At 65.9% G+C, this 25,862-nt stretch carries 22 protein-coding genes; 11 read left to right on the forward strand and 11 right to left on the reverse strand.

What is annotated here, in order from left to right:
• The first annotated feature begins 41 nt into the window (after positions 1 to 41).
• From NU688_RS27005 to NU688_RS27030, 6 genes are all read left to right on the forward strand, one after another.
• Positions 42 to 821 (forward strand): AraC family transcriptional regulator, encoded by a 780-nt coding sequence (locus tag NU688_RS27005; RefSeq protein WP_257863939.1) that lies wholly within the window; start codon positions 42 to 44, stop codon positions 819 to 821.
• A 35-nt stretch (positions 822 to 856) separates the two neighbouring features.
• Positions 857 to 1,732: a DMT family transporter gene (locus NU688_RS27010; RefSeq protein WP_257863940.1), complete on the forward strand. Its 876-nt coding sequence runs from the start codon at positions 857 to 859 to the stop codon at positions 1,730 to 1,732.
• 104 nt (positions 1,733 to 1,836) lie between these two features.
• Entirely contained in the window at positions 1,837 to 2,283 is a 447-nt protein-coding gene (locus NU688_RS27015; protein ID WP_257863941.1) for a hypothetical protein, read from the forward strand.
• A gap of 4 nt (positions 2,284 to 2,287) precedes the next feature.
• Positions 2,288 to 3,007, forward strand: a complete 720-nt coding sequence (locus tag NU688_RS27020) for a ubiquinone/menaquinone biosynthesis methyltransferase (protein ID WP_257863942.1) — start codon at positions 2,288 to 2,290, stop codon at positions 3,005 to 3,007.
• A 200-nt stretch (positions 3,008 to 3,207) separates the two neighbouring features.
• Entirely contained in the window at positions 3,208 to 3,690 is a 483-nt protein-coding gene (locus NU688_RS27025; RefSeq protein ID WP_257863943.1) for a hypothetical protein, read from the forward strand.
• 98 nt (positions 3,691 to 3,788) lie between these two features.
• A complete protein-coding gene (locus NU688_RS27030; RefSeq protein WP_257863944.1) occupies positions 3,789 to 4,058 on the forward strand; it encodes a hypothetical protein in 270 nt (89 codons plus the stop codon).
• 75 nt (positions 4,059 to 4,133) lie between these two features.
• On the opposite strand, the gene NU688_RS27035 is transcribed toward NU688_RS27030, so the two are convergent.
• Positions 4,134 to 4,877 carry an SDR family NAD(P)-dependent oxidoreductase gene (locus NU688_RS27035; protein WP_257863945.1) on the reverse strand — a complete coding sequence of 248 codons (744 nt, stop codon included), beginning with the start codon at positions 4,875 to 4,877 and terminating at the stop codon, positions 4,134 to 4,136.
• 150 nt (positions 4,878 to 5,027) lie between these two features.
• Between NU688_RS27035 and NU688_RS27040 the strand changes: the two genes are divergently transcribed.
• Positions 5,028 to 5,936 (forward strand): AraC family transcriptional regulator, encoded by a 909-nt coding sequence (locus NU688_RS27040; RefSeq protein WP_257863946.1) that lies wholly within the window; start codon positions 5,028 to 5,030, stop codon positions 5,934 to 5,936.
• Here NU688_RS27040 and NU688_RS27045 read toward each other — a convergent pair.
• Together NU688_RS27045 and NU688_RS27050 are read right to left on the reverse strand one after the other, a co-directional pair.
• The gene (locus tag NU688_RS27045; RefSeq protein ID WP_257863947.1) at positions 5,920 to 7,098 is read right to left on the reverse strand and encodes an acetyl-CoA C-acetyltransferase; all 1,179 of its coding nucleotides are present in this window, start codon (positions 7,096 to 7,098) and stop codon (positions 5,920 to 5,922) included. The two genes, NU688_RS27040 and NU688_RS27045, sit on opposite strands and share 17 nt — an antisense overlap.
• Before the next feature lie 31 nt (positions 7,099 to 7,129).
• Entirely contained in the window at positions 7,130 to 7,912 is a 783-nt protein-coding gene (locus NU688_RS27050; RefSeq protein ID WP_206175684.1) for an SDR family NAD(P)-dependent oxidoreductase, read from the reverse strand.
• Between the two features lie 108 nt (positions 7,913 to 8,020).
• Between NU688_RS27050 and NU688_RS27055 the strand changes: the two genes are divergently transcribed.
• From NU688_RS27055 to NU688_RS27065, 3 genes are all read left to right on the forward strand, one after another.
• Positions 8,021 to 10,750: a LuxR C-terminal-related transcriptional regulator gene (locus NU688_RS27055; protein WP_257863948.1), complete on the forward strand. Its 2,730-nt coding sequence runs from the start codon at positions 8,021 to 8,023 to the stop codon at positions 10,748 to 10,750.
• A gap of 216 nt (positions 10,751 to 10,966) precedes the next feature.
• Positions 10,967 to 11,767, forward strand: coding sequence for an AP2 domain-containing protein (locus NU688_RS27060; protein ID WP_257863949.1), 801 nt, complete (start codon positions 10,967 to 10,969; stop codon positions 11,765 to 11,767).
• On the forward strand, positions 11,764 to 12,144 hold the full coding sequence (locus NU688_RS27065) for a hypothetical protein (protein ID WP_257863950.1): 381 nt from the start codon (positions 11,764 to 11,766) through the stop codon (positions 12,142 to 12,144). The genes NU688_RS27060 and NU688_RS27065 overlap by 4 nt, the downstream gene beginning before the upstream one ends.
• A 27-nt stretch (positions 12,145 to 12,171) precedes the next feature.
• Here the strand turns inward: NU688_RS27065 and NU688_RS27070 are convergent, their stop codons facing one another.
• The 8 genes from NU688_RS27070 to NU688_RS27105 all read right to left on the reverse strand — a co-directional run bounded on the left by NU688_RS27070 (position 12,172) and on the right by NU688_RS27105 (position 24,005).
• On the reverse strand, positions 12,172 to 13,320 hold the full coding sequence (locus NU688_RS27070; protein ID WP_257863951.1) for an acyl-CoA dehydrogenase family protein: 1,149 nt from the start codon (positions 13,318 to 13,320) through the stop codon (positions 12,172 to 12,174).
• A gap of 37 nt (positions 13,321 to 13,357) precedes the next feature.
• Positions 13,358 to 14,461, reverse strand: a complete 1,104-nt coding sequence (locus NU688_RS27075; RefSeq protein ID WP_257863952.1) for a CaiB/BaiF CoA-transferase family protein — start codon at positions 14,459 to 14,461, stop codon at positions 13,358 to 13,360.
• A gap of 258 nt (positions 14,462 to 14,719) precedes the next feature.
• Entirely contained in the window at positions 14,720 to 15,487 is a 768-nt protein-coding gene (gene icmH, locus NU688_RS27080) for a type IVB secretion system protein IcmH/DotU (RefSeq protein WP_257863953.1), read from the reverse strand.
• Positions 15,487 to 16,605 carry a hypothetical protein gene (locus tag NU688_RS27085; RefSeq protein WP_257863954.1) on the reverse strand — a complete coding sequence of 373 codons (1,119 nt, stop codon included), beginning with the start codon at positions 16,603 to 16,605 and terminating at the stop codon, positions 15,487 to 15,489. Before NU688_RS27085 ends, icmH begins: the two co-directional genes overlap by 1 nt.
• Positions 16,606 to 16,615: 10 nt before the next feature.
• On the reverse strand, positions 16,616 to 19,285 hold the full coding sequence (locus NU688_RS27090; protein ID WP_257863955.1) for a T6SS effector BTH_I2691 family protein: 2,670 nt from the start codon (positions 19,283 to 19,285) through the stop codon (positions 16,616 to 16,618).
• A gap of 3 nt (positions 19,286 to 19,288) precedes the next feature.
• Positions 19,289 to 20,362: a DUF4123 domain-containing protein gene (locus NU688_RS27095; RefSeq protein WP_257863956.1), complete on the reverse strand. Its 1,074-nt coding sequence runs from the start codon at positions 20,360 to 20,362 to the stop codon at positions 19,289 to 19,291.
• Positions 20,362 to 22,902 carry a type VI secretion system Vgr family protein gene (locus tag NU688_RS27100; protein ID WP_257863957.1) on the reverse strand — a complete coding sequence of 847 codons (2,541 nt, stop codon included), beginning with the start codon at positions 22,900 to 22,902 and terminating at the stop codon, positions 20,362 to 20,364. Before NU688_RS27100 ends, NU688_RS27095 begins: the two co-directional genes overlap by 1 nt.
• A gap of 233 nt (positions 22,903 to 23,135) precedes the next feature.
• A complete protein-coding gene (locus NU688_RS27105) occupies positions 23,136 to 24,005 on the reverse strand; it encodes a UDP-2,3-diacylglucosamine diphosphatase (RefSeq protein WP_257863958.1) in 870 nt (289 codons plus the stop codon).
• Between the two features lie 94 nt (positions 24,006 to 24,099).
• On the opposite strand from NU688_RS27105, the gene NU688_RS27110 reads away from it, so the two are divergent.
• Entirely contained in the window at positions 24,100 to 25,845 is a 1,746-nt protein-coding gene (locus tag NU688_RS27110) for a lysoplasmalogenase family protein (protein ID WP_257863959.1), read from the forward strand.
• Positions 25,846 to 25,862: the final 17 nt, after the last annotated feature.

Consider the following 25,862-nt stretch of genomic DNA (forward strand, 5'->3'; position numbering starts at 1 on the left):
ACTGCCGCTCGCGACTTCACACACACGCACGCACGCACCCCATGCCCCAGGAACGAACCCTCATCTACGCCGGACGCGAGTTCGAGGTGGAGCACGTTCGCTCCCACACGCATGGCCATCATGAATGGAGCGCGCCGTACGTCATGGCGTCGCAGCGCATCGTCTTTCCGATCAGCCGCGCGATGCTGGACCTGCGCTTCGGCGCCAACACCTGGCTGGTCGATGGGCTGACTGCCATCAGCTTCGGGGACGCGGCGGTCTATCAGTTGCGGCCGGGCGCGCAGGCCATGCGGCGCAGTGTGGTCGTCAGTCGGCATCAACGGGTCTTGGGGCATTCGGAGCCGGCCTTCTGTTTGCTCTCGCCGAAATCGCTCTATCGCGTTCATGCGGCACAACAGCAGCTTGGATCGGGCAGCGACGATGCGACTTCCATCGCCTCGCTGGTCAGCGAGTTGCGTTCCGCGCGCAGGCTGATGCCGTTGACAGAGCCCGTCGCCAGCGCCCGGCGACTGCTCGCGGAAACCGCCGACCGGTACGCGGCACCGTCGCTGCACGAAATCGCCGATGCAGTCTCGCGCTCTCCGTTCCACATGGCACGCAGCTTCAGGAAGCAGACTGGCCTCAGCCTGCACCAGTACCGCCAGCATCTGCGTCTGGCTGCGGCAATGGAACGCCTCGTCGACGGCGACCGCGATCTCGCCGGCATCGCGCACGATCTCGGCTACTGCAGCCAGAGCCACCTGGGCACGGTGTTCAAACAAGAGGTCGGCGTCACGCTGGGCGAGGCCCGCCGCATGCTGCGCCCGGGCGCACGAATCTGATAGCTTTCGCGCCGGGCCGTCGCGAGACTCGCCCGATGGATCGCAACCTTCCCATCGGCTTTTTCGCCGCACTCGCCGCGGCACTCGTGGGCAGCGCCTGGCAACTCATCTCGCGCCACGGCGTCACCACCACACTCGGCCCGCTGGACATCGCGCTGCTGCGCTACGGCATACCGGCGCTGTTGCTCTGCCCCCTCCTGTTCGGCAAGGAGCGAGGCTTGCCCAAGGCACCACGCACAGCGCTCGTGCTGCTGGTCATCGGCGGTGGACTGCCCTTCGGGCTGCTGGTGCTCGCCGGCGCGCAGTGGGCGCCGGCCAGTCACATGGGCATCTTCCTGGCGGGCAGCTTGCCGCTCTTCACGGCCATCGGCGCGCGCATCCACAAGGGAGAGAAGGTGCAAGGCTTTCGATTGATCGGGCTTGTCTGCATCGCCCTCGGCATGGCGCTCTTTGCGGTGGGCAGCTTCCGGCCGGGCTCGCTGAGCTGGCAAGGCGATCTGCTCTTTCTCGCGGCCGCGATGCTCTGGGCCGTCTACTCGCTCGCCTTCGGGCATTGCGGCCTGACACCGTGGCAAGGTGCGGCCTTCGTCAACGGCTGGTCGACGCTGTTGCTGCTGCCGCTGCTGTGGTTCACGGGCATGCCGCGGCTGCTCAGCGCGCCCTGGCCCGATGTGGCGCTGCAGGCCGTGGGACAAGGCGTGGTCGCCGGCACGCTCGGCCTGGTGATCTACGCGGTGGCCATCTCGCACCTCGGCGCGGCCCGCGCCTCGCTGTCGGCCGCCGCCGTGCCTGTGCTGACCACGCTCGGCGCGGCCTGCTTCATGGGCGAGCCCATCACGGCGGCGGTGGTGCTGGCGTTGGCGCTGGTGGTGCCGGGGATCGTGCTTGCGAGCGGTGCGCGCATCAGGTAGCGGCGATCGGTCCGACCAGCCCAAGGGTGAGACATGACCCTGCGGCAGAATCCGCCCACTAACGCCCATCCGCGGCGGACCACCAGCACTCAGGGCATCGCACCATGGGCTTCAGCATCTACTACACCGCCAAGCGGGACACGCCCCTGACCCCCAGCGAGGTGCAGCGCATCGACGCGATCGTGCAATCGTTCGACATCACCGCCGAGATCGAGCGCTACGACCACACGGGCAAAGGCCTCAACTGGGAAAGCTTCACCCTCTACGAAACCTCCCATCTCAGCGGCGAAGAGGTGCTCTCGGGCGCAACAGCCCTCCCCGACAACAAGCCCTTCGCCATGCACAAGGGCGCGCGCCACTGGGTCGATTGCCTCAACCGGATTCGCCGCGAAGTGCTCGCCGATGCCAAGTGGAGCGTGCAGATCGAGGACGACACGCTGCTGTGGGACGACAAGCACGGCTGGCACGACAAGGCATCGGATGGGCTCGCATCACTCTGGCTGGGATGCTTGTTGAGTTCGCCGTTCCGACTGTTCACCCGGAGCGCATGAGCCCATGAACAACGCAGCCGACTTTCACACCCAGGAAGACGACGTGTTCGGCCGCATCGCCGGACGCTATGACCTTCTCTCGGATCTCTTCAGCTTCGGCATTCATCGGCTGTGGAAGCGGCGAGTCGCGGCGCTGATCACGCAGGAGCCGTGGACCGATCTCCTCGACGTCGCGGCAGGCACGGGCGATGTCGTCCTGAAGGTGGCGCAGCGCAAAGGCCTGCAATCCGGCCAGAAGATCGTCGCCACGGACATCAGCCCGCAGATGCTCGCGATCGCACGCCGTCGTGCCACGCAGTTGAAGGTGCCGGTCGAGTTCCGGGTGATCGATGCACATGCGATGCCGGACATCGCGGACAACAGCGTCGACCTCTATTCCATCTCGCTGGGCCTCAAGATCTGCGAGCGCAAGCTGGCGTTGCGCGAAGCGCTCCGCGTGCTGAAGCCGGGCGGCCGCTTCATCGCGCTGGAGGCATCCAACATTTCGGTGCGCTGGCTTCACCGCGCCTACCTCGGCTACATGGCCGTGTGCATGCCCGTCATCGGGTGGGCCGCGACCGGCGGCGATGCCTCGGCCTACCGCTACCTGCTCAAGGGCATCCAGGATTTCCCCACGGCCGAAGGGCTTGCCGCCGAACTCCGGGAGATGGGGTTCGCGGACGTGGCGTTCGAGCGGCTGTCGCTCGGCATCGTGGCGATCCATATCGCGCGCAAACCCCTCTAACCGCGCCCCTGACTGCTACCTTCGGTATCGTCACGCGATACTTTTTTCCTTTGCGCAGGGGACGGCCAGGTTGCGCCGTTACAGTCGCCGCGCCCGATTTTTCTGCATTGAAGAATCTCCCGGGCCCCTCCCGCCCCCGATCCTGAGCCGAGCACCCGGCACTTCGGGCGAACGCGTACGCAGACACCCGAAGCACCCCCATGTCGCTGGTCAAAAAAGCAATCGAAGAACACAAGGCCGCGATCGCCGCGCGTGCCGCCAGCAAGGCGGCGGCCGCCGTCAACACGCAGGTCGCCCGCGAAGCGTTTCTCTCGGAGTTCAAGGCGCGGGTCGAAGCAGGCGTGAGGCCGCTGCTCGATGCGTTCGTCGCGGACCTCGTCGCCTCGCGGCACGATGCGCTCGTCGACGACGACCTGGCCAACCCCTACAAGCCCTACATCTCGGTGCGCTTCTCGCCGGTCACCGGTGCGAGGCTTGAAGACCTCGCTTCGCGCGAGTCGGTCTTCACGCTGCGCGCCTTCGCGGCGACACGGCAGGTGCACCACGTGTCTTCCTACGACCAGCGCTCGGGCGAGCACGGCGTCACGCACGAGGCGCTGGGCATCGAGTCGGTGAATCCGTCGCGCGTCGAGCGGGGTTTCGAGGAGTGCCTGCGGGCCGCGCTGAAGGCCTGGCAGGCCTGAGTGCTTGAGCGGAACCGGCGACGTCCGCTTGCTTGCTTGCGTCGGACAGGATTTCGGCCAACAGTGGCGGCTTGCCCACATCCACGGAGGTTCATTCGATGGATGAAGACCTCGACGCACTCACCCGCGAAGCGCTGATCGCGGAAGTCCGCAAGCTGCGCGCCGCGATCCGTCAGCACAGGGATTCGAGCGGCCACGAACTCTGCTGGCACCACCCCGATCTCTGGGCGCTGCTGCCCGACAAACGCGACCCGCGTTTCATCGTGCCCGACTGGCCGCAGTTCATGCGGGGCTGCGTGCGATACCGGCAGTCGCTCGACGAGCAGGTGCCCGATGCGCCGCGGGCGGGGCTGGCGTTTGAAGACTGAGCCACGCCGGTACCCGGAGTCACTTCACGGCGGTGCTGCCAACTCTTGCAGACGAAACCGTGGCGCTCCCTGGGTTCAGACAGCGTAGCCGCCCGTGACCTCGATCGACTGCGCGTTGACCCAGCCGCTCTCGCCGGACAGCAGGTGGGCGATGACCCGGCCGACTTCCTCCGGCTCGCCGACGCGGCCAAGCGCGGTCTGCGATGCAAGCAGGGCCTCGAACTCGCTGGTCAACCCGCCGCCCAGCTCGGTGCGTATCGCGCCGGGGGACACGGCATTGGCGCGGATGCGCCGCTCGCCGAACTCCTTGGCCATGTAGCGCGTCAGCACTTCGAGCCCGCCCTTGAATGCCGCGTAGGGCGCGACGCCCGCGGTGGCCACGCGCGTCGTGGCGCTGGTGAGGTTCACGATGCTCGCGCCCTGCGCCATCAGCGGCAACAGTGCCTGCGTGAGAAAGAACGGCCCCTTCAAGTGGACGTTCATGAGGCCGTCGAACTCCGCGGGCGTGACCGTCTCGATGGGGTTGTAGAGCCCGTAGCCCGCGTTGTTGACCAGGCCGTGCAGCGTCGTGGCGCCCCATGTCGTCTTCAGCGCATGCCGCACCGTGTCGCGGAACGCGCCGAAGCTCTGCGCATCGGCCACGTCGAGCGCAAGCGCCACGGCCTTGCCGCCCGCAGCCTCGATGCGCCGGACGACGGCATCGGCCGCCGCCGGATTGCTCTTGTAGGTGAGGATGACGCCCATCCCGCGCTGTGCGCATTCGACCGCGGTGCTGGCTCCGATGCCTCGGCTGCCGCCGGTGATGACGATGACGCTCATGTCTTTCTTTCGTGTGTTGAGGTGTGCACTGACGATATCGATCGCCCCCCGACGCGGCATGCCTGTTCTTGCCTCAAGCCTGCCTATTCCTGCCCGATGGCCTGCCCGGTGACTTGTGCAATGCATCGCGCTGCGGTTAGATGCACGGCAATGAAAGATCAGCTGAACGAACTGCGCGCGCTCGCTGCGGGCGCCGCCAACCGGCGCACCGAGACCGGCATCCCGCGCGTGGCCATGGTCAAGGGCGCGATCCCCGAACACGAACTGGCTGCCGTCTACGACCCGATGGTCAATCTCATCCTGCAGGGCAGCAAGTCGATGACGGTGGGAGACCGCACGCTGCACTACGACCCCGCGACCTATTTCGTGATGTCCATCGACCTGCCCGCGGTCGGCACGGTGCGGCCGTCTGCCTCGGGCGAGCCGTATCTCGCCGTCAGCCTGACGCTCGATCCCGCCGTGGTTTCCGCCTTGCTGATCGACCTGCCCAAACCTGCCGATGCAGGCGAGCACCAGGCCGGCTTCTCGGTGGCCGCCGTGTCGGCCGAATTGATGGATGCCTGGGTCCGCATGCTGCGGCTCATGACGCGGCCGGACGACATCCCGGCGCTGGCGCCCGCCTACGAGCGCGAGATTCTCTACAGGGTGCTGCAGGGCCCGCACGGCTGGATGCTGCGCGACATCGCGAACCCCGACACCGCGCTCGCGCGCATCGGTCTCGCCATCCAGTGGATACGGCGCGACTTCGCCAAGCCGCTGCGCATCGACACGCTGGCCGAGAAAACCGCGATGAGCCCGTCCGCCTTCCACCGCCATTTCAAGACGGTGACCGCGATGAGCCCGCTGCAGTTCCAGAAGCGCATTCGCCTGCTGCAGGCGCGCATGTTGCTCATCGCGGGCGGCAGGAACGTCACCGCCGCCGCGTTCGACGTGGGCTACCAGAGCCCAACGCAGTTCAGCCGCGAGTACGCCCGCGCGTTCGGCCTGCCCCCGACGCAGGACGCGGCACGGATTCTCGAGACCGTGCGGGCGCCCGGCAGCCTCAGAGCCGCTCGATGATCGTCACGTTCGCCATGCCGCCGCCTTCGCACATCGTCTGCAGCCCATAGCGCTTGCCGCGCTGCGCGAGCGCGTGGACGAGCGTGGTCATCAGCTTGGTGCCCGAGGCGCCCAGCGGGTGCCCCAGCGCGATCGCGCCGCCGTTGACGTTCAGGCGGTCCGGGTCGGCGCCCAGTGTCTGCAGCCAGGCCAATGGCACCGGCGCGAAGGCTTCGTTGACCTCGTACAGGTCGATGTCCTCGATCTTCATGCCGGCCTTCTTCAAGGCGCGTTGCGTTGCGGGCAGCGGCGCCTCCAGCATGATCACCGGGTCGTGCCCCATCACGCTCATGTGGTGGATGCGCGCGAGCGGCTTCACGCCCAGCGCCTTGAGCCCGCGCTCGTTCACCACCATCACGCCGCTAGCGCCGTCGCAGATCTGACTCGCGCTGGCCGCGGTGCAGCGGCCGCCTTCGGCGATCAGCTTCACGCCGGCGATGCTCTCCAGCGTGGCGTCGTAGCGGATGCCTTCGTCGGTGGTGTGCAGATCGGCCGGCTCGGTGCCGTCGTTCATGCGAGCGGCCACGGGCACGATCTCGGCATCGAAGAGGCCCGCCTTCGTCGCGGCGATGGCGTTGCGATGGCTGCGCAGCGCGTAGGCGTCGAGCTCGGTTTTCTCGATGCCGTAGTTCTTCGCGATCATCTCGGCGCCGGTGAACTGGCTGAACTGGATGTCGGGGTAGCGCTTCTGCATCAGCGGGCTCACGTAGAAGCCCAGGCCGTTCTTCATCGGCAGGATGTTCGGCGTGCCCATGGGCACGCGCGTCATGCTCTCGACGCCGGCGGCGATCACGATGTCCATGCTGCCCGACATCACGGCCTGCGCCGCGAAGTGCAGCGCCTGCTGCGACGAGCCGCACTGCCGGTCGACAGAAGTGGCCGGCACCGACTCGGGCAGCCGCGAGGCCAGCACCGCATTGCGCGCGATGTTCGAAGCCTGCTCGCCGACCTGGCCGACGCAGCCCATGATGACGTCCTCGACCTGCGCAGGGTCGACATCGGTGCGCTCGACCAGCGCGTTGAGCACCTGTGCGGCGAGGTCGGCGGGGTGCCAGCCGGACAGGCGTCCGTTGCGGCGGCCGCCTGCGGTGCGGGCGGCGGCGACGATATAGGCTTCGGGCATGGGGGTCTCCTGTTGATTGCGAGAAATTGTCTTAGCGCGGCGCCATGCGGATTGCGCCATCCAGCCGCACGCTCTCGCCGTTGAAGTAGCCGTTGGTGATCATCAGCTCGGCCAGCGTCGCGTATTCCGCCGGATTGCCCAGGCGCTTGGGGAACGGCACCGAGGCCGCGAGCGCCGCCTTCACGTTGTCGGGTGCGCCCTGCAAAAGCGGCGTATCGAAGATGCCCGGCAGGATGGTGTTCACGCGGATGCCCTCGCTCATCAGGTCGCGCGCAATCGGCAGTGTCATGCCGACGATGCCGGCCTTCGACGCGGTGTAGGCCGCCTGCCCCATCTGCCCGTCCTGCGCGGCCACCGAGGCCGTGTTGACGATGGCGCCGCGCTCGCCGTCCTGCAGCATGTCGAGCGTGAGCATGCCGGCCGCCGACTTGGCGATGCAGCGGAAGGTGCCCACGAGGTTGATCTGGATGATGCGATCGAAGTTGGCGAGCGGAAAGTGCTTGATCTCGCCCGTCGCCTTGTCGCGGCTCGCGGTCTTCACCGCATTGCCGGTGCCCGCGCAGTTGACCAGCACCCGCTCCTGCCCGTGCGCCGCGCGGGCCTTGGCGAAGGCCGCGTCGACCTGCTCTTCGGAGGTGACGTCGACCTTGCAGAACACGCCGCCCAGTTCCTTCGCGAGCGCCTCGCCCTGCTCCGCGTTGAGGTCGAACAGCGCGACCTTCACGCCGTGGCTGGCCAGGCGGCGCGCGGTGGCGGCGCCCAGGCCCGAGGCGCCGCCGGTCACGACGGCGGAAATACTGGCATCGAGTTGCATCTTGGCTTGTCTCCGGATGGATTGTCTGAAAGCGACTTTAGGCCGCAGAATCGACCGCCGGAATCGTCGGAAGCGACGGAATTTCAAGGCGCTCACTCCCCGTTTGCGATGCCTTCTCCTGCTTCTCCACCGCCGCCCTCTCCCCGGATTCTCGAGACCAAGCTGAACCCGCCGGCGTTCGTCGTCACGCAGGTGCCGCGCACCACCATCGGCCAGGAGGTCGCGGCGGCCGGCGTCAAGCTGGTGCTGGTGCGCGCACCCGCCGGCTTCGGCAAGACCACCGCCATGGCGCAGATCCGCGAGCGCATGGAAGCGCAAGGCACCGCCACCGCCTGGCTCACGCTGGACCGTGCCGACAACGACGTCTCGCGCTTTCTCAACTGCCTGGCCGAGGCCGCGCAGCGCCTGGGCGTGGAAGAGCCCCGCGCCAACGGCCCCTTCGACGCCGTCGCCGCGCTGGCCGCGCACGACGCGCCCTTCACGCTCTTTCTGGACGACTTCGAGGTGGTGCAGGAGCCCGCCGTGCTCGGCCTCGTGCGCGAGATCATCGAGCAGCTGCCGCGCCGCGGGCAGATCGTGATCGGCTCGCGCAGCCTGCCCGACCTCAGCCTGGGGCGGCTGCGCGCGCGCGGCCAGCTGATGGAGATCGACACCGACCGCCTGCGCTTCACGCTGGAGGAAACCAGCGCCTTCTTCGGCTTGCGGCAGGCCCATGCATCGCAGACATCGCAAGGCTTGCAGACGCTGCCGGCCGACCTGCTCTCGCAACTGCACCGCAAGACCGAAGGCTGGGTGGCCGCCATCTGGCTCGCGTCGATGGCGCTGGAGCGGCACGGCACCGAGACCGGCTTTGTCGAGCGCTTCTCGGGCTCCGACCGCGCCGTGGCCGAGTACCTGGCCGAAGACGTGCTCGCACACCAGCCCAAGGAGATTCGCGACTTCCTGCTGCGCACCAGCATCCTTCGGCAGCTCGATGCCTCGGTGTGCCAGGCGCTCAACCCGCGCATCGACTGCGCGGCCATCCTGGAACAACTGGCCGCGGCCAACCTTTTTTTGACGCCGGTGAGCGGCGACGGCCGCGCGTGGCGCTATCACAGCCTGTTCGCCGACTTCCTGCGCGCCCAGCTGGCGCGAGACCACCCCGGCGAGATCGAGCGGCTGCACCTCGCGGCCTCGGGCTGGTACGAATCGCAGGACCGGCCCGTGCCCGCCATCGACCACGCGATCGAAGGCGGCGACCATCCGCATGCGTTGACGCTGCTCGACAGCTACGCGGGGCAGTTCCTCGAACAGGGCCGCATGCGCATGCTCGCGCGCTGGTTCTCCGCCATTCCGGAACACCAGCTGCGCGCGCACCCGTTTTTGCAGCCCATCGCGCTGTGGGCCACCTGCTTCACGCACGGGCCGTGGGAGGCGATGCAGATGCTCGAGCAATCGGGCTGCATCGACAGCGAGATTCCCGAAGTGCGCGCGAGCGCGCACACGCTCGTGCCGCTGCTGCTCGCGATGCAGGACCGGCACGACGAGGCGTATGAAGTGGGCCGCACCAGCCTTGCGCGGCTGCCCACCGGGCTGCCCTTTGCCGACAGCGTGCTGCTCAATGCGATGGCGCACATCCTCGCCGTGCGCGGCGACCAGCGCGAGGCGCAGCGCCTCCTCGATGCCGCGCGGCGGGAGCAAGGGAACAGCACCTTCAACCGCATGTACACCGAGTCGCTGGCGGGCCTGTTCGACCTGCACGAAGGCCGGCTGCGGCAGGCGACCGCGCGGCTGCGCATGGCAGTCGATACGACGCATGCCGTGTCCTACAACCACAGCCACGGCAACGCCTGGGCCGGCGTGCTGTATGCCGGCGTGGTGTACGAATCGAACCAGTTGCCGCAGGCCGACCACCTGCTGAATGTGTACCTGCCGCTCGCACGCGACGTGGGGCTGCCGGACCACATGATCCTGAGCCATGTGATGCGCTCGCGCATCGCGTTCCATGCGGGCGACATCGACGCGGCCGTGCAGGCGCTGACCGAACTCGAGTACCTCGGTCACCACCGGCAACTGCCGCGCGTGGTGGCCGGTGCGAAGCTGGAGCGCTCGCGCATGCTGCTGCTGCAGGGCAACGGGCCCGCGTCACGCGATGAGTTGTTGCGTGCGGACGATCCCGAGCTGTGGGAACGCGAACGTCGGCAACGGCTGCCCGCGCACGACCTCGACTACCTGGCGCTGGCGAAGGCGCGCTGGGAGATTGCATTCGGCGATGCGCGCGCGGCGCTGACGGCGCTCGATGCCGAGATGCACGCGGCCATCGCCTCGAACCGTTATCGCCGTGTGCTCAAGCTGCGCGTTCTGCGCGCGATGGCGTTGCAGCGCGCCGGCGATGTCGCTGCCGCGATCGATGAGATCAGCGCCGTGCTGCAGACGGCGAGCCAGGAAGGCTTCATGCGGCTGATCCTCGATGAAGGGCCGGCTGTGGGCATGCTGGTGCAGCGGTATGCGAATGCGGCGGCGCAGGAGGTGGCTGCTTCGTCTGCTCCCTCGACGCGCGGTGATCCGATTTTTGCGGACTATCTGCAGCGGCTCCTGCAGGCGATGGGGCCGATGGCGGCGGTCGATGCGGAAACGGCGCCGGCTGCTGGCGATGCAATCAAGGAGCCGCTGACGCGCAAGGAGATCCGGGTGCTGCAGTTGCTGGCGGAGGGGTATTCGAACAATGCGATGGCGGAGAAATTGTTCGTGTCGGACAGCACGGTGCGCACGCACCTGCGGAATATCAATATGAAGCTGGATGCGAAGAGTCGAACGCAGGCTGTGGCGATTGCGCGACGGCTGGGCGTGATTCGGTAGTTCCAGCGCCCCGTCACCCCCCTCGCCGCCATGGCACAGCGTTGCCGCGAGGCTGCCCGCTGTCGGCGAGCACCCCCGGCCTTCCGTCCAGTCGCCTCAGGACTACGGAAATCGGTGATACCGCCACCCCCGCGCAATCCCTAGCATGGCTGACAGAACAGCCCAGCCCGCCAGGGAGCCCCCAGCAGAAATGCTGAACAAAGCAGCGCGTCCGAAATGCCCAGAGGTATCCCCAACCCCGCCGCCATGTACGGCATCGCCCCTCGCCCCTGGGGCTTTGAAGTCTCGCTCGTGCGCAACGGCATCCGTTACTACCGGCAGTTCGGCAAGGCCAGCTACGGCGGCCTCGAGCAGGCGCTGCTGCAGGCGCAGGACTGGCGCGACGCCGTAGTGCGCAGCGTGCCGCCGGTGGCGCGGCGCACGCGGGCCGAAAAACTGCGGGCCAACAACACGACGGGCGTCTCCGGCGTCTTCTGCCAGGTCGCGTCCGGCGGCCGGGTGCGAGCGTGGGTCGCAAAAACCTACATCGGGCAGGACGAGATCCTTCGCACCGACTTTCCGGTCGATGCGGTGGGCAGCGGGGCGCTGGCGCTCGCCATCGAGGAGCGCGAAAAGCAACTGGAACGCATGTCGGGCCTGGCGCGGCTGCATCCGGCCGAAGAGGCGATCCGCCAGGGCCTGACGCTGCAGCCGCCGGGGCCGCGCGTTTCCAAGCGCTCGAAATCCGAAATCACCCGCAGCACCAACTCCAGCGGCGTGAGCGGGGTGCAGTTCAAGATGCCCAACGCGGGCCATCCCGGCTACTGGCTGGCGACCACGTTCACCGCGGGCAAGGGCAGCGTGTGCAAGGCTTTCTCGGTGAAGGAGCACGGCCACGACATGGCCAAGAGCCTCGCCATTGCCGAGCGCGAGCGCCAGCTCGCCGAAAAACTGAAGGAAGCCGAGCAGCAACACGCATCGTCGTCGCCCGACCTCTTTCTTGCACGCAGGGCCGGCGGCCAGACGGCCCGGCCATGACGAACCTCAAACCCCTTCATCAGCTGCTGCGGGTGGCTTCGCATCTGCTCGACCAGGCGGCCACGGAGGTGCGCGAGACCCAGCTGGAGCCGACCTCCGAGAACATCGAGAGCATCGGCCGGGCGCTCCTCGAGGTGATGGAGGTGCAGCGCAAGATCTTCGCGGAGCATCCCGAGCTGCGACCCAAGACGCTCGCGGCGTCCGACCGGGAGGCCGACGCCAACAAGCTCTTCACCCAGTTCATGCTCGAAGCGCTGGAGCTGGAAGACACGGGCAACACCGTGGCGGCGGTGGAGCGCTATACGCGTTTCATCGGCATCTCGCCCTCGTACCACCACCGCGAGATCGCGCGGGCCGAGATCCGTCGGCTGACTTAGTTAGTTAGTTGATCAGCCACCGGGCGTTCACAGCGCCCGTGAAATCACCTCTTTCATGATCTCGTTGGTGCCGCCGTAGATGCGCTGCACCCGCGCATCGGCGTACATGCGCGCAACCATGTATTCGTTCATGTAGCCGTAGCCGCCGAAGAGCTGCAGGCATTCGTCCATCACGCGGCCCTGCGCCTCGGTGCCCCAGAGCTTGGCCATGGAGGCGGTGGCGGTGTCGAGCCGGCCGGCGACGAGGTCTTCGACGCAGCGGTCGATGAAGGCGCGGCCCACCTTGATCTGCGTGGCGATTTCGGCGAGCTTGAACTTGGTGTTCTGGAACTCGGCAATCGGCTTGCCGAAGGCCTTGCGGTCGCGCACGTAGTCGAGCGTGGCTTCGTAGGCACCCTCCATGGCGGCGAGCGCGGTCACGCCGATGATGGTGCGCTCGTAGGGCAGGTCGCTCATCAACTGGAAGAAGCCCTGCCCCTCCTGGCCGCCGAGCAGCGCATCGGCGCTCACGCGCACATCGTCGAAGAAAAGCTCGGAGGTGTCCTGCGCCTTCATGCCGATCTTGTCGAGCACGCGGCCCACGCGAAAGCCCTCGCAGCCTTCGGTCTCGACGATGAGGATCGAGGTGCCCTTGGCGCCTTGCGCCGGGTCGGTCTTGCACACCACCAGCACCAGGCCGGCGAGGTAGCCGTTGGTGATGAAGGTCTTCGATCCGTTGATGAGGTAGCCGCCGTCTTTTTTCTCGGCGCGGGTGCGCACGCCCTGCAGGTCGGAGCCGGCGCCGGGTTCGGTCATGGCGATGGCGCCGATCAGCTCGCCGCTCGCCATGCGGGGCAGGTAGCGCTGCTTCTGTTCCTCGGTGCCGTGGTTGAGGACGTAGTGCGCGACGATGGCGTGCACCGAGGTCGCCATGCCGGTGAGCCCGCGGCGCGACATCTCTTCGTACACCACGGCCTCGTGGCGGAAGTCGCCGCCGGCGCCGCCGTAGTCGTCGGGGATGTCGGCGCACAGGAGGCCGAGCGCGCCGGCCTTGCGCCAGACCTCGTGGCCGACGTGGCCGCGCTTGCGGGCCTCTTCATCGTGCGGGAGCACTTCGGTTTCGACGAAGCGCACCACGTTGTCGCGGTAGAGCTCGAGGTCTTCATCGCTCCAGGAGCGGCGGAAGTCGATGGGCATGGGAGTTTTCCTTTTTGGTTGTTTTGTGGAGGCGCGCTCAGCCAGCCGCGACGGGCGCGATCGTCGCGCCCCAGCGGCGCAGCATGGCCTCGCCGTTGTCGTGGGCGGTGGCGGGCGGCATCACGGGCGCGGTGCGGCTGAAGCGCGGCGCGGGCGCGGGCTGCACCACGCCGCCGACGTTCGCAAAGGTGCCGCGCGCCACGTTGTGCGGGTGCGCGGGGGCCTCGTCCCAGTCGAGCACGGGGGCGAAGCAGGCGTCGCTGCCTTCGAGCAGCACGCACCATTCGTCGCGCGTGCGGGTGCGGAACAGGTCGGCCATGCGCAGCTTGAGCAGCGGCCAGCGGTCGGCGTCCATCTGCGCGTCGAAGGCGGTGTCGTCGGCGATGCCGCAGCGCTCGCGCAGCAGCGCATAGAACTGCGGCTCGATGGCGCCCACGGCCACGTACTTGCCATCGGCACAGGCATAGGTGTCGTAGAAGTGCGCGCCGCCGTCGAGCATGTTCTCGCCGCGCTGGTTGCTCCACATGCCGGCCGACTTGAAGCCGTACATCATCGAAGACAGCAGCGCCGCGCCGTCGGTCATCGCGGCATCGACCACCTGGCCCTGACCCGAGCCCTTGGCTTCATGCAGCGCGGCCAGGATGCCGAAGGCCAGCAGCATCGCGCCGCCGCCGAAGTCGCCCACGTAGTTGAGCGGCGGCACCGGCGGCTCGCCCGCGCGGCCGATGGCGTGCAGCGCGCCGCTGATGGCGATGTAGTTGATGTCGTGGCCCGCCGCATGCGAAAGCGGGCCGTGCTGACCCCAGCCGGTCATGCGGCCGTAGACCAGACGCGGGTTGCGCGCATGGCACTCTGCCGGGCCGAGGCCCAGGCGCTCCATCACGCCGGGACGAAAGCCTTCGATGAGCACGTCGGCCTTGGCGATGGCGTCGAGCACGTTCTCGGCCGCGCCTTCCGCGCGCAGGTCGATCTGCAGCGTGCTGCGACCGCGCGCGAGGATGTCGTAGGGCGCGGTGCGCGTGCCGGGGCGCTCGATGCGGACGACCTCCGCGCCCATGTCGGCGAAGAGCATCGCGCAGAACGGGCCGGGGCCGATGCCCGCCATCTCGATCACCCGAAGGCCTTGCAATGGACCTGCCATGGTCTGTCTCCTTTGTTGGGAGGCATCTTGGCGCGGGGGCGGTGGGGGTGCATCGTCCAAAGCGACGAATGCGGGGTGCTGTCTCCTTCTTTCTATAGGGCGGTGGCGTGCAGCTTCGCCGCGCGCCGCGGCTGAATTCGTCTCGCCAGCTCAGGCGGCGACTGCTTCGCGCGCCCGCGTCGCCTTCGAGGGCACCGGCATGTGCTCAGCCCGCGCCTCTGCGCCACTTGTCGTGCTTCTTGATGATCTGGTTCGCGCTCATTGAAACAGCGCCTGCGCAGTGTCCGCCAGCTCGCCGGGCAGCACTTGGCCCCACAGCAAGCTCTCGATCACGTTCCAATGCGCCCGGTGCATGCCGTCGCCCCGGCAAGAACGCACCGTTGAAAAGAGGGTATGACGGATGTCGTCGAGAACGCGCTTGCCATTGGTGGCTCTGCGATACGCGCCTTCGAACCCCAGTGCGATGACGATCAGCAGCAGCTCCAGCACGTCGACGTGTTCGGCTGGTCTCTTGAGCAGGTTCGCCATGAACTTGAAAACGTTCTCGCCGCCTCTGCCGTCGCCATGAAACTGAACCGCCAGCAGTCGTCCGGTCCAGGTGTTGACGCCAGTGGTGGCGTCTGTCGCCCAGACGGACAGGCCCGCCGCTTCATCGAGCGCGGTGCACAGCATGTAGCTCGCGCCGGTGATGTACTCCTTGCGGATAAAAGCATCCGCGCACACGGACTGGAAGCTGCCGACCTCGCGCACCAGATCGCGGTGCAAGGTACCGGCGTGCGCTGCGTCGAACTGCCTGGCCATGTGAACCAGGGCCAGCAGCAGCGGCCGGGCCGCCTCGATCAGAGGGACGCGGGCAGCCTGAACGGCCACCAAACGGTCGGGCTGAGGGGACTGGCGGGAGAGGATCTGTTCACTCGTCAGGAGAGGCTTGGGCTGGGGCTTGGGAGCGCCTGCTGCGGCAAGGCGCTGGGCGGCCTGCTCGAAGTGGTTGTAAGCAGCGAGCGCGAACTCTTTGCGAAGCGGCATCAATCCCTCCGCGCCTGCGCTGCAGCCAATGCCTCGGCGGTGCCATAGCGCTCCATCAATTCCACTTCTTCGTCCTTGCTCAACTGCCCCCTGGCGCGGTAGACCAGCGCCGTCATCACGGCCCCCGTTTGCACGGGTCTGTCCTCGGGCTCGCCCATGCCGCTGTCGCTTTGCCATTCCTTTGGGAAACGCGGCCAACTGCAAGTGATCTGGCTGCTCATGTGAAAGAAGGTTTCCATGAAGCCGGGTCTGCACTCCTGCCTGTACTGGCGGCTGCTGGGCAGACCGCAGTAGGTGGTGTAGTCCGGGTGCAGGTAGCGCGCGATGCCTTTAAAGTTAGCTGGTGCATCGGGCGGAATGCGGTCGATGGTGGGCCCGGTTTCCATGTATTGGCGGATGTATTCCCACAAGTGGGCTGCGCCGCTGGGACCGGTGACGGCGGGGCCTGCGAACAGGCAGTCTTCGCCTTGGGCCGTAGGGTCGGTTGCGTCGAAAGGCGGGTGGTACAGGGCCAGGGCCTTGATGGTCTGCTTGGCTCCAGCGCTGGTGCCCTCGGGCTCGAACAGTGCGACCAGTCGATCCCACTCGAACACCGCGTTGCCTCCGCAGTACTTGGGACGCAGCACATACACCTTGCGTGTGAGCCGATTGAAGCGGATGCGACCTCGTGCAAAAGTGAAGAAGCAGGTGCGCATGCCCATGTAGTAGAACCAAGCGAAGATCATGAAGGCGGAGGCTGCGGCCATGGGAAATAGCAGAAGCCAGCCAAGCCAAAGAATAGTATTCGGGACCTCATCGCCGATAACAAAGAAAAAAATGATTTCCCCGAAGAGAAGCGGATGTACCGCAAGCCCGTACCACATCCAAACAATAAGCAGCGCTGGCAAGATCACATAGGGATTCCCAATCCCTGCGCGCCACTGCAAATTCCACCCGGAATTGCACAACTCCAGATAGGCCTCGTTCTGCGCGAAGGCAGAGCCATTGGGGATCGTGACTCCCCTTGCGCCTGAGCGGTTGATCGGCCATTGCTTCTGGCCTTCAAGGTTGATATGGGCCCGGCCCTTCTCGATGGATTTTTTTCGTGCTACCGCGTAGCTGTTTTCTCGAACGAACATGGGTTTTTACTCAAACAGATTGCAATTCACTCTTGGCATTGGCGAACTCTTGCAGCGTATCCCGCAAGTTGTCGTGTATTGGCTTCTTGCCCTTGCGTTGTTTGTTCAGGGGAATATCGCGCAGCCAGGTGATCCACTTTTCCTCACTCAATAGCAGCACGAAAATCGTGCTGCCAATTGCTAACACCGCGCCCGCCAAGCCCAAGGTCGCCGCGGCCGCGGCCCAGGCGCTGCTTTCAACACCAAAAATCGCCGCGCCAGTGCCTAGGATGGTGAAGATGGTTCCAGCAACGCTTGCCACTTGCGCAGCAAACAGGCCGCTACTGCCTCGCTGGTACGACTTCCACGCATCCACCCCATCCAACACCACCGAAAACATCGCCGCCGGCCCCAGGAACTTGAACGCCGTCATCCGCAGGCTCTTGAGATGAAGCGCCTTGATGCTGTCCAACCCTTCGATAAGTGCCGGGTACTTGTAGGCGTCGTACCCCTTCACCCCCTTGTAGATCGTTTCGTCATACGCCTTGGCGCGCCAGTCATACAGGCTGCCGATGCCTTGCAGCAATTGGCCCGAAAGATCAAAGGCGCTGCGCGCATCGAGCTTGGTGCCCAGCTGATTGCCCTTGATGATGGCGGCGCCCAGGTCCATCAGCGCACCCAACATCGCGGTACGTGTGCCAGGGGCCGCACTGCGTGCGCGCTCCAGCGCCGCGACCTTACCGGCGCGGGTGGCCGGATCGGCAATGGACTCCAGCTTCTTGGCGCGCAGCGCAATGCGCTTGGCGTTCTCCGCAACGTCGCTCTGCAGTTGCGCCACCGCTTTGTGCACGGTGCTGCCCAGGGTGCTCATGCCGGCCAAGGCCAAGTGCTGCACCATCCGTGCCTCCAGTTGCGACGCTTTCCAGCCGCTGATGCCGGTCGCGGCGCGCGCCGAGAGCAGGGAGAACACGTGGCCGACCCAGGCCGCCTTGCGCAGCATCGCAGGCGCGTCGGGGTTTTGCGCTTCTTCAATGAAGCCCAGTGCCTTGTCGCCCAAGGCCAGGCGCCCCGCCATCAATTTAAGGTTTGTCGCCAATGTGTCGGCCATGGCGGCTTCGGGCTCGGCCGCCGGAGTCACCACAACCGGGGGCTTGGCGTTTTCCAGGCTCTTGTAGGCCGCCTGAAGGGTGACGCTGTTGAAGCACAGCAGGCGCGACAGCAGGCTGCCGCCCCACGGATTCATTGCCAGCAGCGCCTGACGGCCGGCCTCATGCGTTTCCAGGCCTGCCAGGCACTGAGCGAGCTGCAGGCTCAATGCGGCGCCGCCGCCGGGTTTGTCGATCTTGCCGTCCTGATTGCTGAAACGGCCCAGGGCCGCGAGCAACAGGCTGCCGAACACCCATTTGCTCTGATCGCGACCCAGTGCCGCCACTCTGTCTTGCGCTTGCCCCTGCCGTACCTTTTGCTCCTGCAGGATGTCACGTGCCGCGGCCTGGTCGAACCATTGGCTGCAGGTGCTCTGCACGGCTGACTGGGCGTTGCTCAGTTCGCGCTGGTAGTTGGCCGTGCGCGCTGCGGTCCGGCGTGCACTTTCCTTGGCGGCCTCCAAGGGGTCGCGCGGCAGCGGCGCATGGATGCGTGCCGACTCCGCGAAGCCCCGGTCAACGCGCGCGACGGCGCCTTGTTGCGCGAGTGCGATCAACCCCTGCGCCCCGACGGCCGTCTGAAACACCCATTCGTTGCTCACGTCCTTGTGATGCCCCGTGGCACTGGACGCCTGCCAATGGCTATAGACGATTTGCGCTTCGGCCTGCAGGTGTCCCAGCTCTTGCGCAATGCCGATGGCGTCATCGCATGCGACGACCGCTCCACCCTTGTCGGTCAGGAATTTGGCAATGTTTTGCAGGCGCTTGCCGTGTGCGCCGGCGTAGTCGAGCTGTTTGACCAGCGAGGTTTCTTCAACTGTGATTTTTCCGGCGTGTTCGCCCGTGATCAGATAGTGATCCCTCTCCACAAAGCGCTTGTTCTCATAGTCGCCCCACCCACGCTCCATCGCATTGCTGCCCATCAGGCCGTACAACTGGGGCTCCAGCGCATCGCGCACGGCTTCGTCCTTCAGCGCTTTGAATTCGGCCACGCTCCAGCCATTGGGGTCCGGGCGGGGCACCGCGGTGTCGGGCGCGGCCTTGCTGCCGTTGGCCCAGCTGGCTACGTCGAAGCTTTGTGTGTACTTGTCCAGGTCGCTGTCGATGACCTTGCTCAAGTGATCGGGGTCCATCGGGTCGGGGTGGAACAGGTAGTTCAGCTTCGTGACATCCTTGGCGCCCTTGATCCATACAAGGCTTCTGTTGGCACCCCATTCCTGCGGACTGCAAGCGGCAAGGCCTTCGGCTTCTTTGGGGTGATCGACGTCGAATCGGGTCAGGTAGCCATGCGAATGCACGGCGTAGCCGAACCATGCAGGGCGCCGGCAGTTGGTTTCGATCCGGATGTACAAGTAACCCGCGCGCAGCATGCGCACGTTGTATTTCGCGGTCTGGAGCGCAACGCCGCCTGGCTGGTTTTTTAGATTTCCACCGGGCTTGAGCTTGTCCAGCGCCGCCGCGCCTTTGTCGGTGGCGCTGTAGGCTGCGCCGTAGCGCGTGAACAGAATCGGCAGTCCGGTTTGGGCGCATTGATCGCAGGGGTTCTTGCAGGCCATGGCTTATCTTTTTTGAGGCTGGATGATCTGGTTCAGAACCATCGAAAAACTGGCATCGGGCCGATCGCGCAGTTGGTCTTCGATCCGGCTCAAGGTCGGTGCCAGATGCGGCAGGCGCCAGTCGATGGCGCGCGCAGGGCCTTCTTTGGGGGCATGCATCCAGGTGATCCAGACATAGTCTTCAAGATCAAGGCCTTTCAGATCCATGCGCGCGGCATCGACCAGCATTTGCTGCAGGCTGTCTGGATCAGGCTGGGCCTCGGGCGGTATGTCGTGCCTGGCATAGCTGCGCCAGATCGAGTTGGCATCCGGCGAGACACCCGAGAGAAACCATTGCGTTTCGTCGAACAGATCGCGCGGCGATCCGCCCGCCTGCGTTCCGTAGGGAAGCACCGGCGCCTTGGCACAAAACCATTGGGCAGGCTCAGGCCTGCCGCTGAACGGCCCCCAGGGTTGCATCAGCGACCACCATTGCGTGACCGGGCCAAGCCACCGGCTTTGCTGCAAGGGACTCAGCGCGGGCCAGACACGCTGCATGACGCGCGAGTCCTGATAGCGAAACAGCACGCTCTCTTCTTTGTAGGGAGGCCGCTGGTCGCCCAGGCCAACCCAATGCCGGGTGATGGCCTGCGCCGATTCATGGCTGATGACCACACCGCAGAAGTCCTGTTTGGTGACGCGCTCGTTCACCTGCTGCGAAGCGAACTTCAGGCAATGCGCCAACCATGCGAGCAGGTCTCGAGTCTTGAATCCCGGGACGGGGACAACCAACTCCTCGGGCAACTCCAGCAGGCAGGGTGCGCGCTCTTCGCGGTATTCGAAGCAGCTGTCGGGCACGCTGACGCGGTCGCGCGCCCATTGGGGAAATTGCTCGCACAGTTCTTGCGCCAGTGGGTTTCCGTCCCAGCGGTTGAACAACAGGTAGGCCCGCTGGGGAAGCGGCTCTTTTCTGCTCCTGGATGTGTCTTCGGACGCCTTGGGCGAAAGCGCGGTCAGAGCACCCCAGCCCTGCATCAGCGCATCGATCAGTTTTTCGCTGTGGGCCTTTTGCCCTTCTGCATCAGCGTCGCCGATCATCAGCGCGACACCGAGTTACCGCCGTTGTCGGCAGCGTTTTCCTTGGTGGCACACGCCTTGTCGTTCACGGGCCGGGTGGGCTTGGAGTCGCCCGCAACGTAGCTGTGAACGCCGGCGTGGTTGGTGTACTTGCCGGCGGTCCCCTTGGTGATGCTGCCCGCGCTGTATTCGCCGTAGCTGCTCCCGCCATTGATGGTCAGCCTGGTCTTGGCCGTGATGTTGATGATGTCGGCGGTCAGCTCGATCTTGTCTTTGGCGTGCATCTTGATGGAGTTCTCAAGTGCCTTGATCTCGATGTCGGCCTGGGCTGCAATCACTTCCATGCCGTTTTGCATGGCGTAGACCTTGAACGCCTCCAGCGCAACCGCGATCAGGCTGCCGCCGCTGTTGATGCTGGTGTGCGCGGAACTGGTGATTTGTGTGTGTTCGACGCTGGCGATGTGCGTGGAGCCACCCGAGGTAACAGCGATGCCACTCGGGCTGGCAAGCACCAGATGGGGGTCGACCAGTTCCGGAAATCGTCCTTCCTGTGGATTGCCGCCACTGCCCTTGATGGTGTCGTTCTGTTTCTTGAGGGCCTTGGCGACCGCATCCTGATCACCTTTGATCTGGGCCTTGCTGGTACGGGCCGCATCGGATTGGCCTTCGATCAGATCGCGGGCCAGCGCGAGGCGCGGGACGGCGTCGCCCAGGTCTTTGGCATGACCTGCGGCCTCCATGCGGGCTTCGGTGGTGATGAGCATGCCGTCGGCTGCGCGCATGACACCATGGCCATCGGTGCGCAGCTCGTAGCCTTGGCCGCGCCGGTCCTTGCGCCCGGCGTTGTCTTCGACGCGGGTGATGGAGCCCAGGCTCAACGAACTGGACTGGTGATCGCTCTTGAGCTGGACTTGAATTTCCCCGGCCGTGTCGTCCAGAACCACCTGATTGCTGCGCCCCGCAGAACTGTTGCCGCCACCGCCGACAAGTTCTCGCGAGCGAAACCCGGAAAGCGCTGCCTGTTCAGGCAGCTTGTACGGCGGCATGTTCATCTGGTTGTAGACACGGCCTGTGCAGATGGGCAGGTCGGGGTCGCCACCGAAGAAGTCGATGACGACCTCTTGTCCAATGCGGGGGAGATGCATTGCGCCGAGCTGGTTGCCTGCCCATGCCTCGCTCACGCGCACCTTGCAGGAACTGTTCTGATCGAACTGGCCGTCGCGGTCCCACGGAAACTGGACCTTGATGCGGCCGTATTCGTCGGTCCAGATGTTCTGGCCGGCGGGGCCGACGACAACCGCATTCTGCGGACCACCCGTCTTGGGCTTGGGGCGGGTGAGCGCGGGGCGCAACTCTTCTTTGACCGGGTGCGCCGTGAAGTCGACACTCACCTTCCAGTTTTGCGAACGGCCAGGGGTGGCCTCCTTGACCTGACTGTCTTGCCCGACGTCTTCGATCACGAAGTCCGTATGCAGGATCAGGTATTCGGCGTTCGCACTTTCGCGCGGGTGCTTTTGCATGCGAAACGTGCAGCCCGGCACCATGCCACGCAAGTTGCCTGCGGCATCTGCGCGGGCGCCGTGGGTGCGCAGGTGCTCCATGCGCAACCGGGCGAAGGCACGACCTTCGGTGGACGGATCGTTGGGGCCCGTGCCCCCGGCCTCCGGTTGCACGAAATGACTGCCGCCGACACTTGCGTGGTACTGGTACACCTCGCCGTTGGCGTGGCTCGTCGGACGCGGTGCACTGTTCTGACCGATCAGCCGGGCCCTGCTGCGTGTGTAGTCGTAGTCTCTGGTGACGTAGGCACCACTGGTGAGTTGGTTGTGCGCCGCGAAGCGATGGATGTATTCGGCGTCGGTCTTGTAGCCAGGGGTATGGAATTCGACGTTCGCGTAGGCGGCGCTGGGGCATTCTCGGTAGGCCGCCATCGCATCCGACAGAACCAAGCGATGGGCGCCATCGCTGTGCTCGAAGTGGTAGTTGATGCCGTACTCCTGGCACAGGCGCTCGAAGAACTCGAAGTTGCTCTCGTTCCATTGCACGCAGTAGTCGCGCATCGGATAGGTGTCGTACAACCTCTTTTCCACGGGGAACGAATAATTGCCCAACACCTGATCGAGCGTTTTGACGACTGTCTGGTCCTGGTAGATCTTGCAGTCGCAATTCAGGGTCGCCAGGTGCAGCCAGGGACGAATGACGAAGCGGTAGACCACATGGCGGCCTGCTTCGCCTTCCATGACGGCATCCGTCACGATGCCGCTGATTTGTCGTGTTCCGGCACCGGTCCCGTAGGTGCTGGCGCCAACGGTTCCGGCCAACAGCTCGCCAGAGCCATCCAGCTCGATCACGCAGGTAATTGCTTGCCCGATGAAGCCGTCGAGGTTGAAATCGGCCGCGCCGCTCGCACCGAGATTCAGCGCATCGGGCGTCTTGAGGATGAGTTCGTACGCGAAGAGGCCGTTCACGCCTTCGCGGCCGGCCAGCCGCACGGGCACCAATGCGGGCAGCCCCAGGCTCGAGGGGATGGCGGTGCTGATGACGGAGAGGGTTTGGGGCACTGGCGACAGACCTGATGGATGGCAAACCAAAAAGTCTGGGGCACACGGAACCCGCACATTCGCAAACAATAGTCAAACGACCAGCACCCCGGCAATGGGCACGCGAGAGCGCGAAAAATTCACGGCTCAAGAACCAGAGTTTTTCCCAACGGGATTGGATCGTCTGCGTGCGCTGGGCGCGACGAGCAGTAACGTCAAGGCACCACCACGTCGCGGCGCCGGCTCTGCCTCCGTCAGGACGCGATGGCTTCCCGGGCCGGCATCACCTTCGACGGCACCGGCATGTGCTCGGCCCAGTCGATGATTTCCAGCGTGCCGTCGGCATACTCGGCCAGTGCCGTGAGGCTTTCCACCCAGTCGCCGTCGTTGCAGTAGAGGATGCCGTCGATGTCGCGCATCTCGGCATGGTGGATGTGGCCGCACACCACGCCCTGCGCGCCGCGCTTGCGGGCCTCGCGCGCCACGGCGTTCTCGAAGTCGCCCACGTAGCTCACCGCGCGCTTCACCTTGCCCTTGAGGTACTTGGAGAGCGACCAGTACGGCAGCCCCATGCGCGCGCGCAGCGAGTTGAGATGGCGGTTCAGCTTGAGCGTGAATTCGTAGAGCGAGTCGCCCACATAGGCGAGCCACTTGGCGCACTGGATCACGCCGTCGAACAGGTCGCCGTGGATGATCCACAACTTGCGGCCGTCGGCGGTTTCATGAATCCATTCGTCGGCCACGTCGATGCCGCCGAAGTTGTGGTTGAGGTACTTGCGGGCGAACTCGTCGTGGTTGCCCGGAATGAAGATCACGCGCGTGCCCTTGCGCGCCTTGCGCAGCAGCTTCTGGATTACGTCGTTGTGCGCCTGCGGCCAGTACCAGTGGCGCTTGAGCTGCCAGCCGTCGATGATGTCGCCGACCAGGAACAGGGTCTCGCATTCGGTGTGCTTGAGAAAGTCGAGCAGCGCGCGGGCCTGGCAGCCGGGCGTGCCCAGGTGCAGGTCGGAGATCCAGAGGGTGCGGAATTGCAGCGGTGGACGCTGGCGATCTTCGTCCTCCGGCTCAGGAGTCCCGGTCGCGGTGTCGCGCCATGCGCGAAGGAAAGCGTCGTCGCGTTGCATGGACGGGTAGGCTCCCACTCGCACGTGACAGTGCAATGGCACACCCGTGACATCCCGGTGACGCGTGGCCCTGGCGCAACGCCACAATCGCGCGATGCGCCCTGGCCAGATCATCGTTCTTGCGACCCCCGTGTTCCTCCTGCTGATCGCGATCGAATTCGCGGTGGGCCGCGCGAGGGCGCGCCGCGGCACGGGGCACGACACCTACCGGCTGGCCGATGCGGTCAACAGCATTGGCCTGGGCATGCTGAGCCAGATCAGCGCGGTGCTCACCGGGCTCTTGCGCATCGGCATCTACACCGCGGTGTATTCGGCGGTGGCGCTCTTTCCGCAAGAGGCCGCCAGCGACTTCTGGACCGCCTGGTACGGCTGGCTGCTGGCGCTGGTGTTCTATGACTTCTGCTACTACTGGCTGCACCGCATGGGCCACGAGTCGGCCGTGCTGTGGGCGGCGCATGTGGTGCACCACCAGAGCCAGCACTACAACCTGTCGACGGCGCTGCGGCAGACATCGAGCGGCGCGCTGCTCGGCTGGATCTTCTATATGCCGATGGCGGTGGCCGGCGTGCCGCCGCTGGTGTTCGTCGTGGTGGCGCTCATCGACTTGCTCTACCAGTTCTGGGTGCATACCGAGCAGGTCGGCAAGCTCGGCTGGTTCGACCGCTGGTTCTGCTCGCCGTCGAACCACCGGGTGCATCACGCGGTGAACGACAGTTATATCGACCGCAACTACGGCGGCGTCCTGATCGTGTGGGACCGCATGTTCGGCACCTTCCGCGAAGAGGACGAGCGCTGCGTCTACGGCACGCGCGGCGAGCTGAAAAGCTGGGACCCGCTGTGGGCCAATGCCGAGGTGTACTGGGCGCTGGCCAAGGACTCGTGGCATGCGCGCAGCTGGGCCGACAAGCTGCGCGTGTGGCTCAAGCCGCCCGGCTGGCGCCCGGCCGATGTGGCGGCGCGCTTTCCGAAGCCGGCCTTCGACATCGCGAAGGTCACGCGCTACGAGCCGGTGGTGAGCCGCGCGGTGCAGTGGTTCGCGGGCGTGCAGTTTTTGTTGATGCTGGGCGGCGTGGTGGTCTTCCTGTGGTTCTCCGACGACATGCCGCTGCCGCAGGCGGCCGTATGGCTGGCCACGCTGACTGCCCTTCTCTGGGCCATCGGCGCGGTGCTGCAGGGGCGGCTGTCGGTCACCGAGGTGCTGCTGGTCGAGGCGGCCGCGCTGGCGACGGCGAGCGCGGCGCTGGGCATCGACTGGCTGCACCACATCTGCAAGCCGCTGGCGCTGTCGATCGCCGTCGTCTTCGCCGCGCGGCGCGCGATGAAGGCGGGCGGCGTGACGCGCTTCGACGGGCTGCTGCTGGCGGGGCTGATCGCCTCGTTGGCGGGCGACGTGCTTTTGATGGGTTCTGCGGCGCTGTTCGTGCCCGGGCTCATCTGTTTTCTTCTCGCGCACCTGGCGTACATCGCGCTGTTCCGCATCGGCGTGGGCATGTTCCCGCGCCGCAAGGTGCTGGCGACAACGCTCTTGATCGGCGCGGGGATGTACGCGTTTCTCTGGCAGGGCGGGCTGCCGCCTGCGCTGCGCCTTCCGGTCGGGGTCTACGTGGTGGTGATCGCCTGCATGGCGGCCCAGGCCATCGGGCGCGCGGCGGTGCTGCGTGCAGCCGATCCGTCAGCCGTGTGGGTGGCGGTGGGCGCGTGCTTCTTCATGCTGAGCGATGCGCTGCTGGCGACCAATCGCTTTGTCGCGCCGCTGCCGCTGGCGCAGTTGTGGGTGCTGGCGACTTATTACGCGGCGCAGGTGCTGATCGTGCGGCACGTTCGCTGCCCCTCTGCCTGACTGGCTCCCTCCCCCGC

It is taken from the genome of Variovorax sp. ZS18.2.2, from assembly GCF_024701975.1.
In the GTDB taxonomy this organism is placed as follows: domain Bacteria; phylum Pseudomonadota; class Gammaproteobacteria; order Burkholderiales; family Burkholderiaceae_C; genus Variovorax.

Coding starts and splice junctions, on each gene's coding strand:
- NU688_RS27060 (WP_257863949.1), top strand. CDS start 10,967: ATGCCCAGAGGTATCCCCAACCCCGCCGCCATGTACGGCATCGCCCCT.
- NU688_RS27005 (WP_257863939.1), top strand. CDS start 42: ATGCCCCAGGAACGAACCCTCATCTACGCCGGACGCGAGTTCGAGGTG.
- NU688_RS27035 (WP_257863945.1), bottom strand. CDS start 4,877: ATGAGCGTCATCGTCATCACCGGCGGCAGCCGAGGCATCGGAGCCAGC.
- icmH (WP_257863953.1), bottom strand. CDS start 15,487: ATGCCGCTTCGCAAAGAGTTCGCGCTCGCTGCTTACAACCACTTCGAG.
- NU688_RS27045 (WP_257863947.1), bottom strand. CDS start 7,098: ATGCCCGAAGCCTATATCGTCGCCGCCGCCCGCACCGCAGGCGGCCGC.
- NU688_RS27110 (WP_257863959.1), top strand. CDS start 24,100: ATGCGCCCTGGCCAGATCATCGTTCTTGCGACCCCCGTGTTCCTCCTG.
- NU688_RS27030 (WP_257863944.1), top strand. CDS start 3,789: ATGGATGAAGACCTCGACGCACTCACCCGCGAAGCGCTGATCGCGGAA.
- NU688_RS27010 (WP_257863940.1), top strand. CDS start 857: ATGGATCGCAACCTTCCCATCGGCTTTTTCGCCGCACTCGCCGCGGCA.
- NU688_RS27055 (WP_257863948.1), top strand. CDS start 8,021: ATGCCTTCTCCTGCTTCTCCACCGCCGCCCTCTCCCCGGATTCTCGAG.
- NU688_RS27095 (WP_257863956.1), bottom strand. CDS start 20,362: ATGATCGGCGACGCTGATGCAGAAGGGCAAAAGGCCCACAGCGAAAAA.
- NU688_RS27040 (WP_257863946.1), top strand. CDS start 5,028: ATGAAAGATCAGCTGAACGAACTGCGCGCGCTCGCTGCGGGCGCCGCC.
- NU688_RS27025 (WP_257863943.1), top strand. CDS start 3,208: ATGTCGCTGGTCAAAAAAGCAATCGAAGAACACAAGGCCGCGATCGCC.
- NU688_RS27090 (WP_257863955.1), bottom strand. CDS start 19,285: ATGGCCTGCAAGAACCCCTGCGATCAATGCGCCCAAACCGGACTGCCG.
- NU688_RS27075 (WP_257863952.1), bottom strand. CDS start 14,461: ATGGCAGGTCCATTGCAAGGCCTTCGGGTGATCGAGATGGCGGGCATC.
- NU688_RS27015 (WP_257863941.1), top strand. CDS start 1,837: ATGGGCTTCAGCATCTACTACACCGCCAAGCGGGACACGCCCCTGACC.
- NU688_RS27070 (WP_257863951.1), bottom strand. CDS start 13,320: ATGCCCATCGACTTCCGCCGCTCCTGGAGCGATGAAGACCTCGAGCTC.
- NU688_RS27050 (WP_206175684.1), bottom strand. CDS start 7,912: ATGCAACTCGATGCCAGTATTTCCGCCGTCGTGACCGGCGGCGCCTCG.
- NU688_RS27020 (WP_257863942.1), top strand. CDS start 2,288: ATGAACAACGCAGCCGACTTTCACACCCAGGAAGACGACGTGTTCGGC.
- NU688_RS27085 (WP_257863954.1), bottom strand. CDS start 16,605: ATGTTCGTTCGAGAAAACAGCTACGCGGTAGCACGAAAAAAATCCATC.
- NU688_RS27065 (WP_257863950.1), top strand. CDS start 11,764: ATGACGAACCTCAAACCCCTTCATCAGCTGCTGCGGGTGGCTTCGCAT.
- NU688_RS27105 (WP_257863958.1), bottom strand. CDS start 24,005: ATGCAACGCGACGACGCTTTCCTTCGCGCATGGCGCGACACCGCGACC.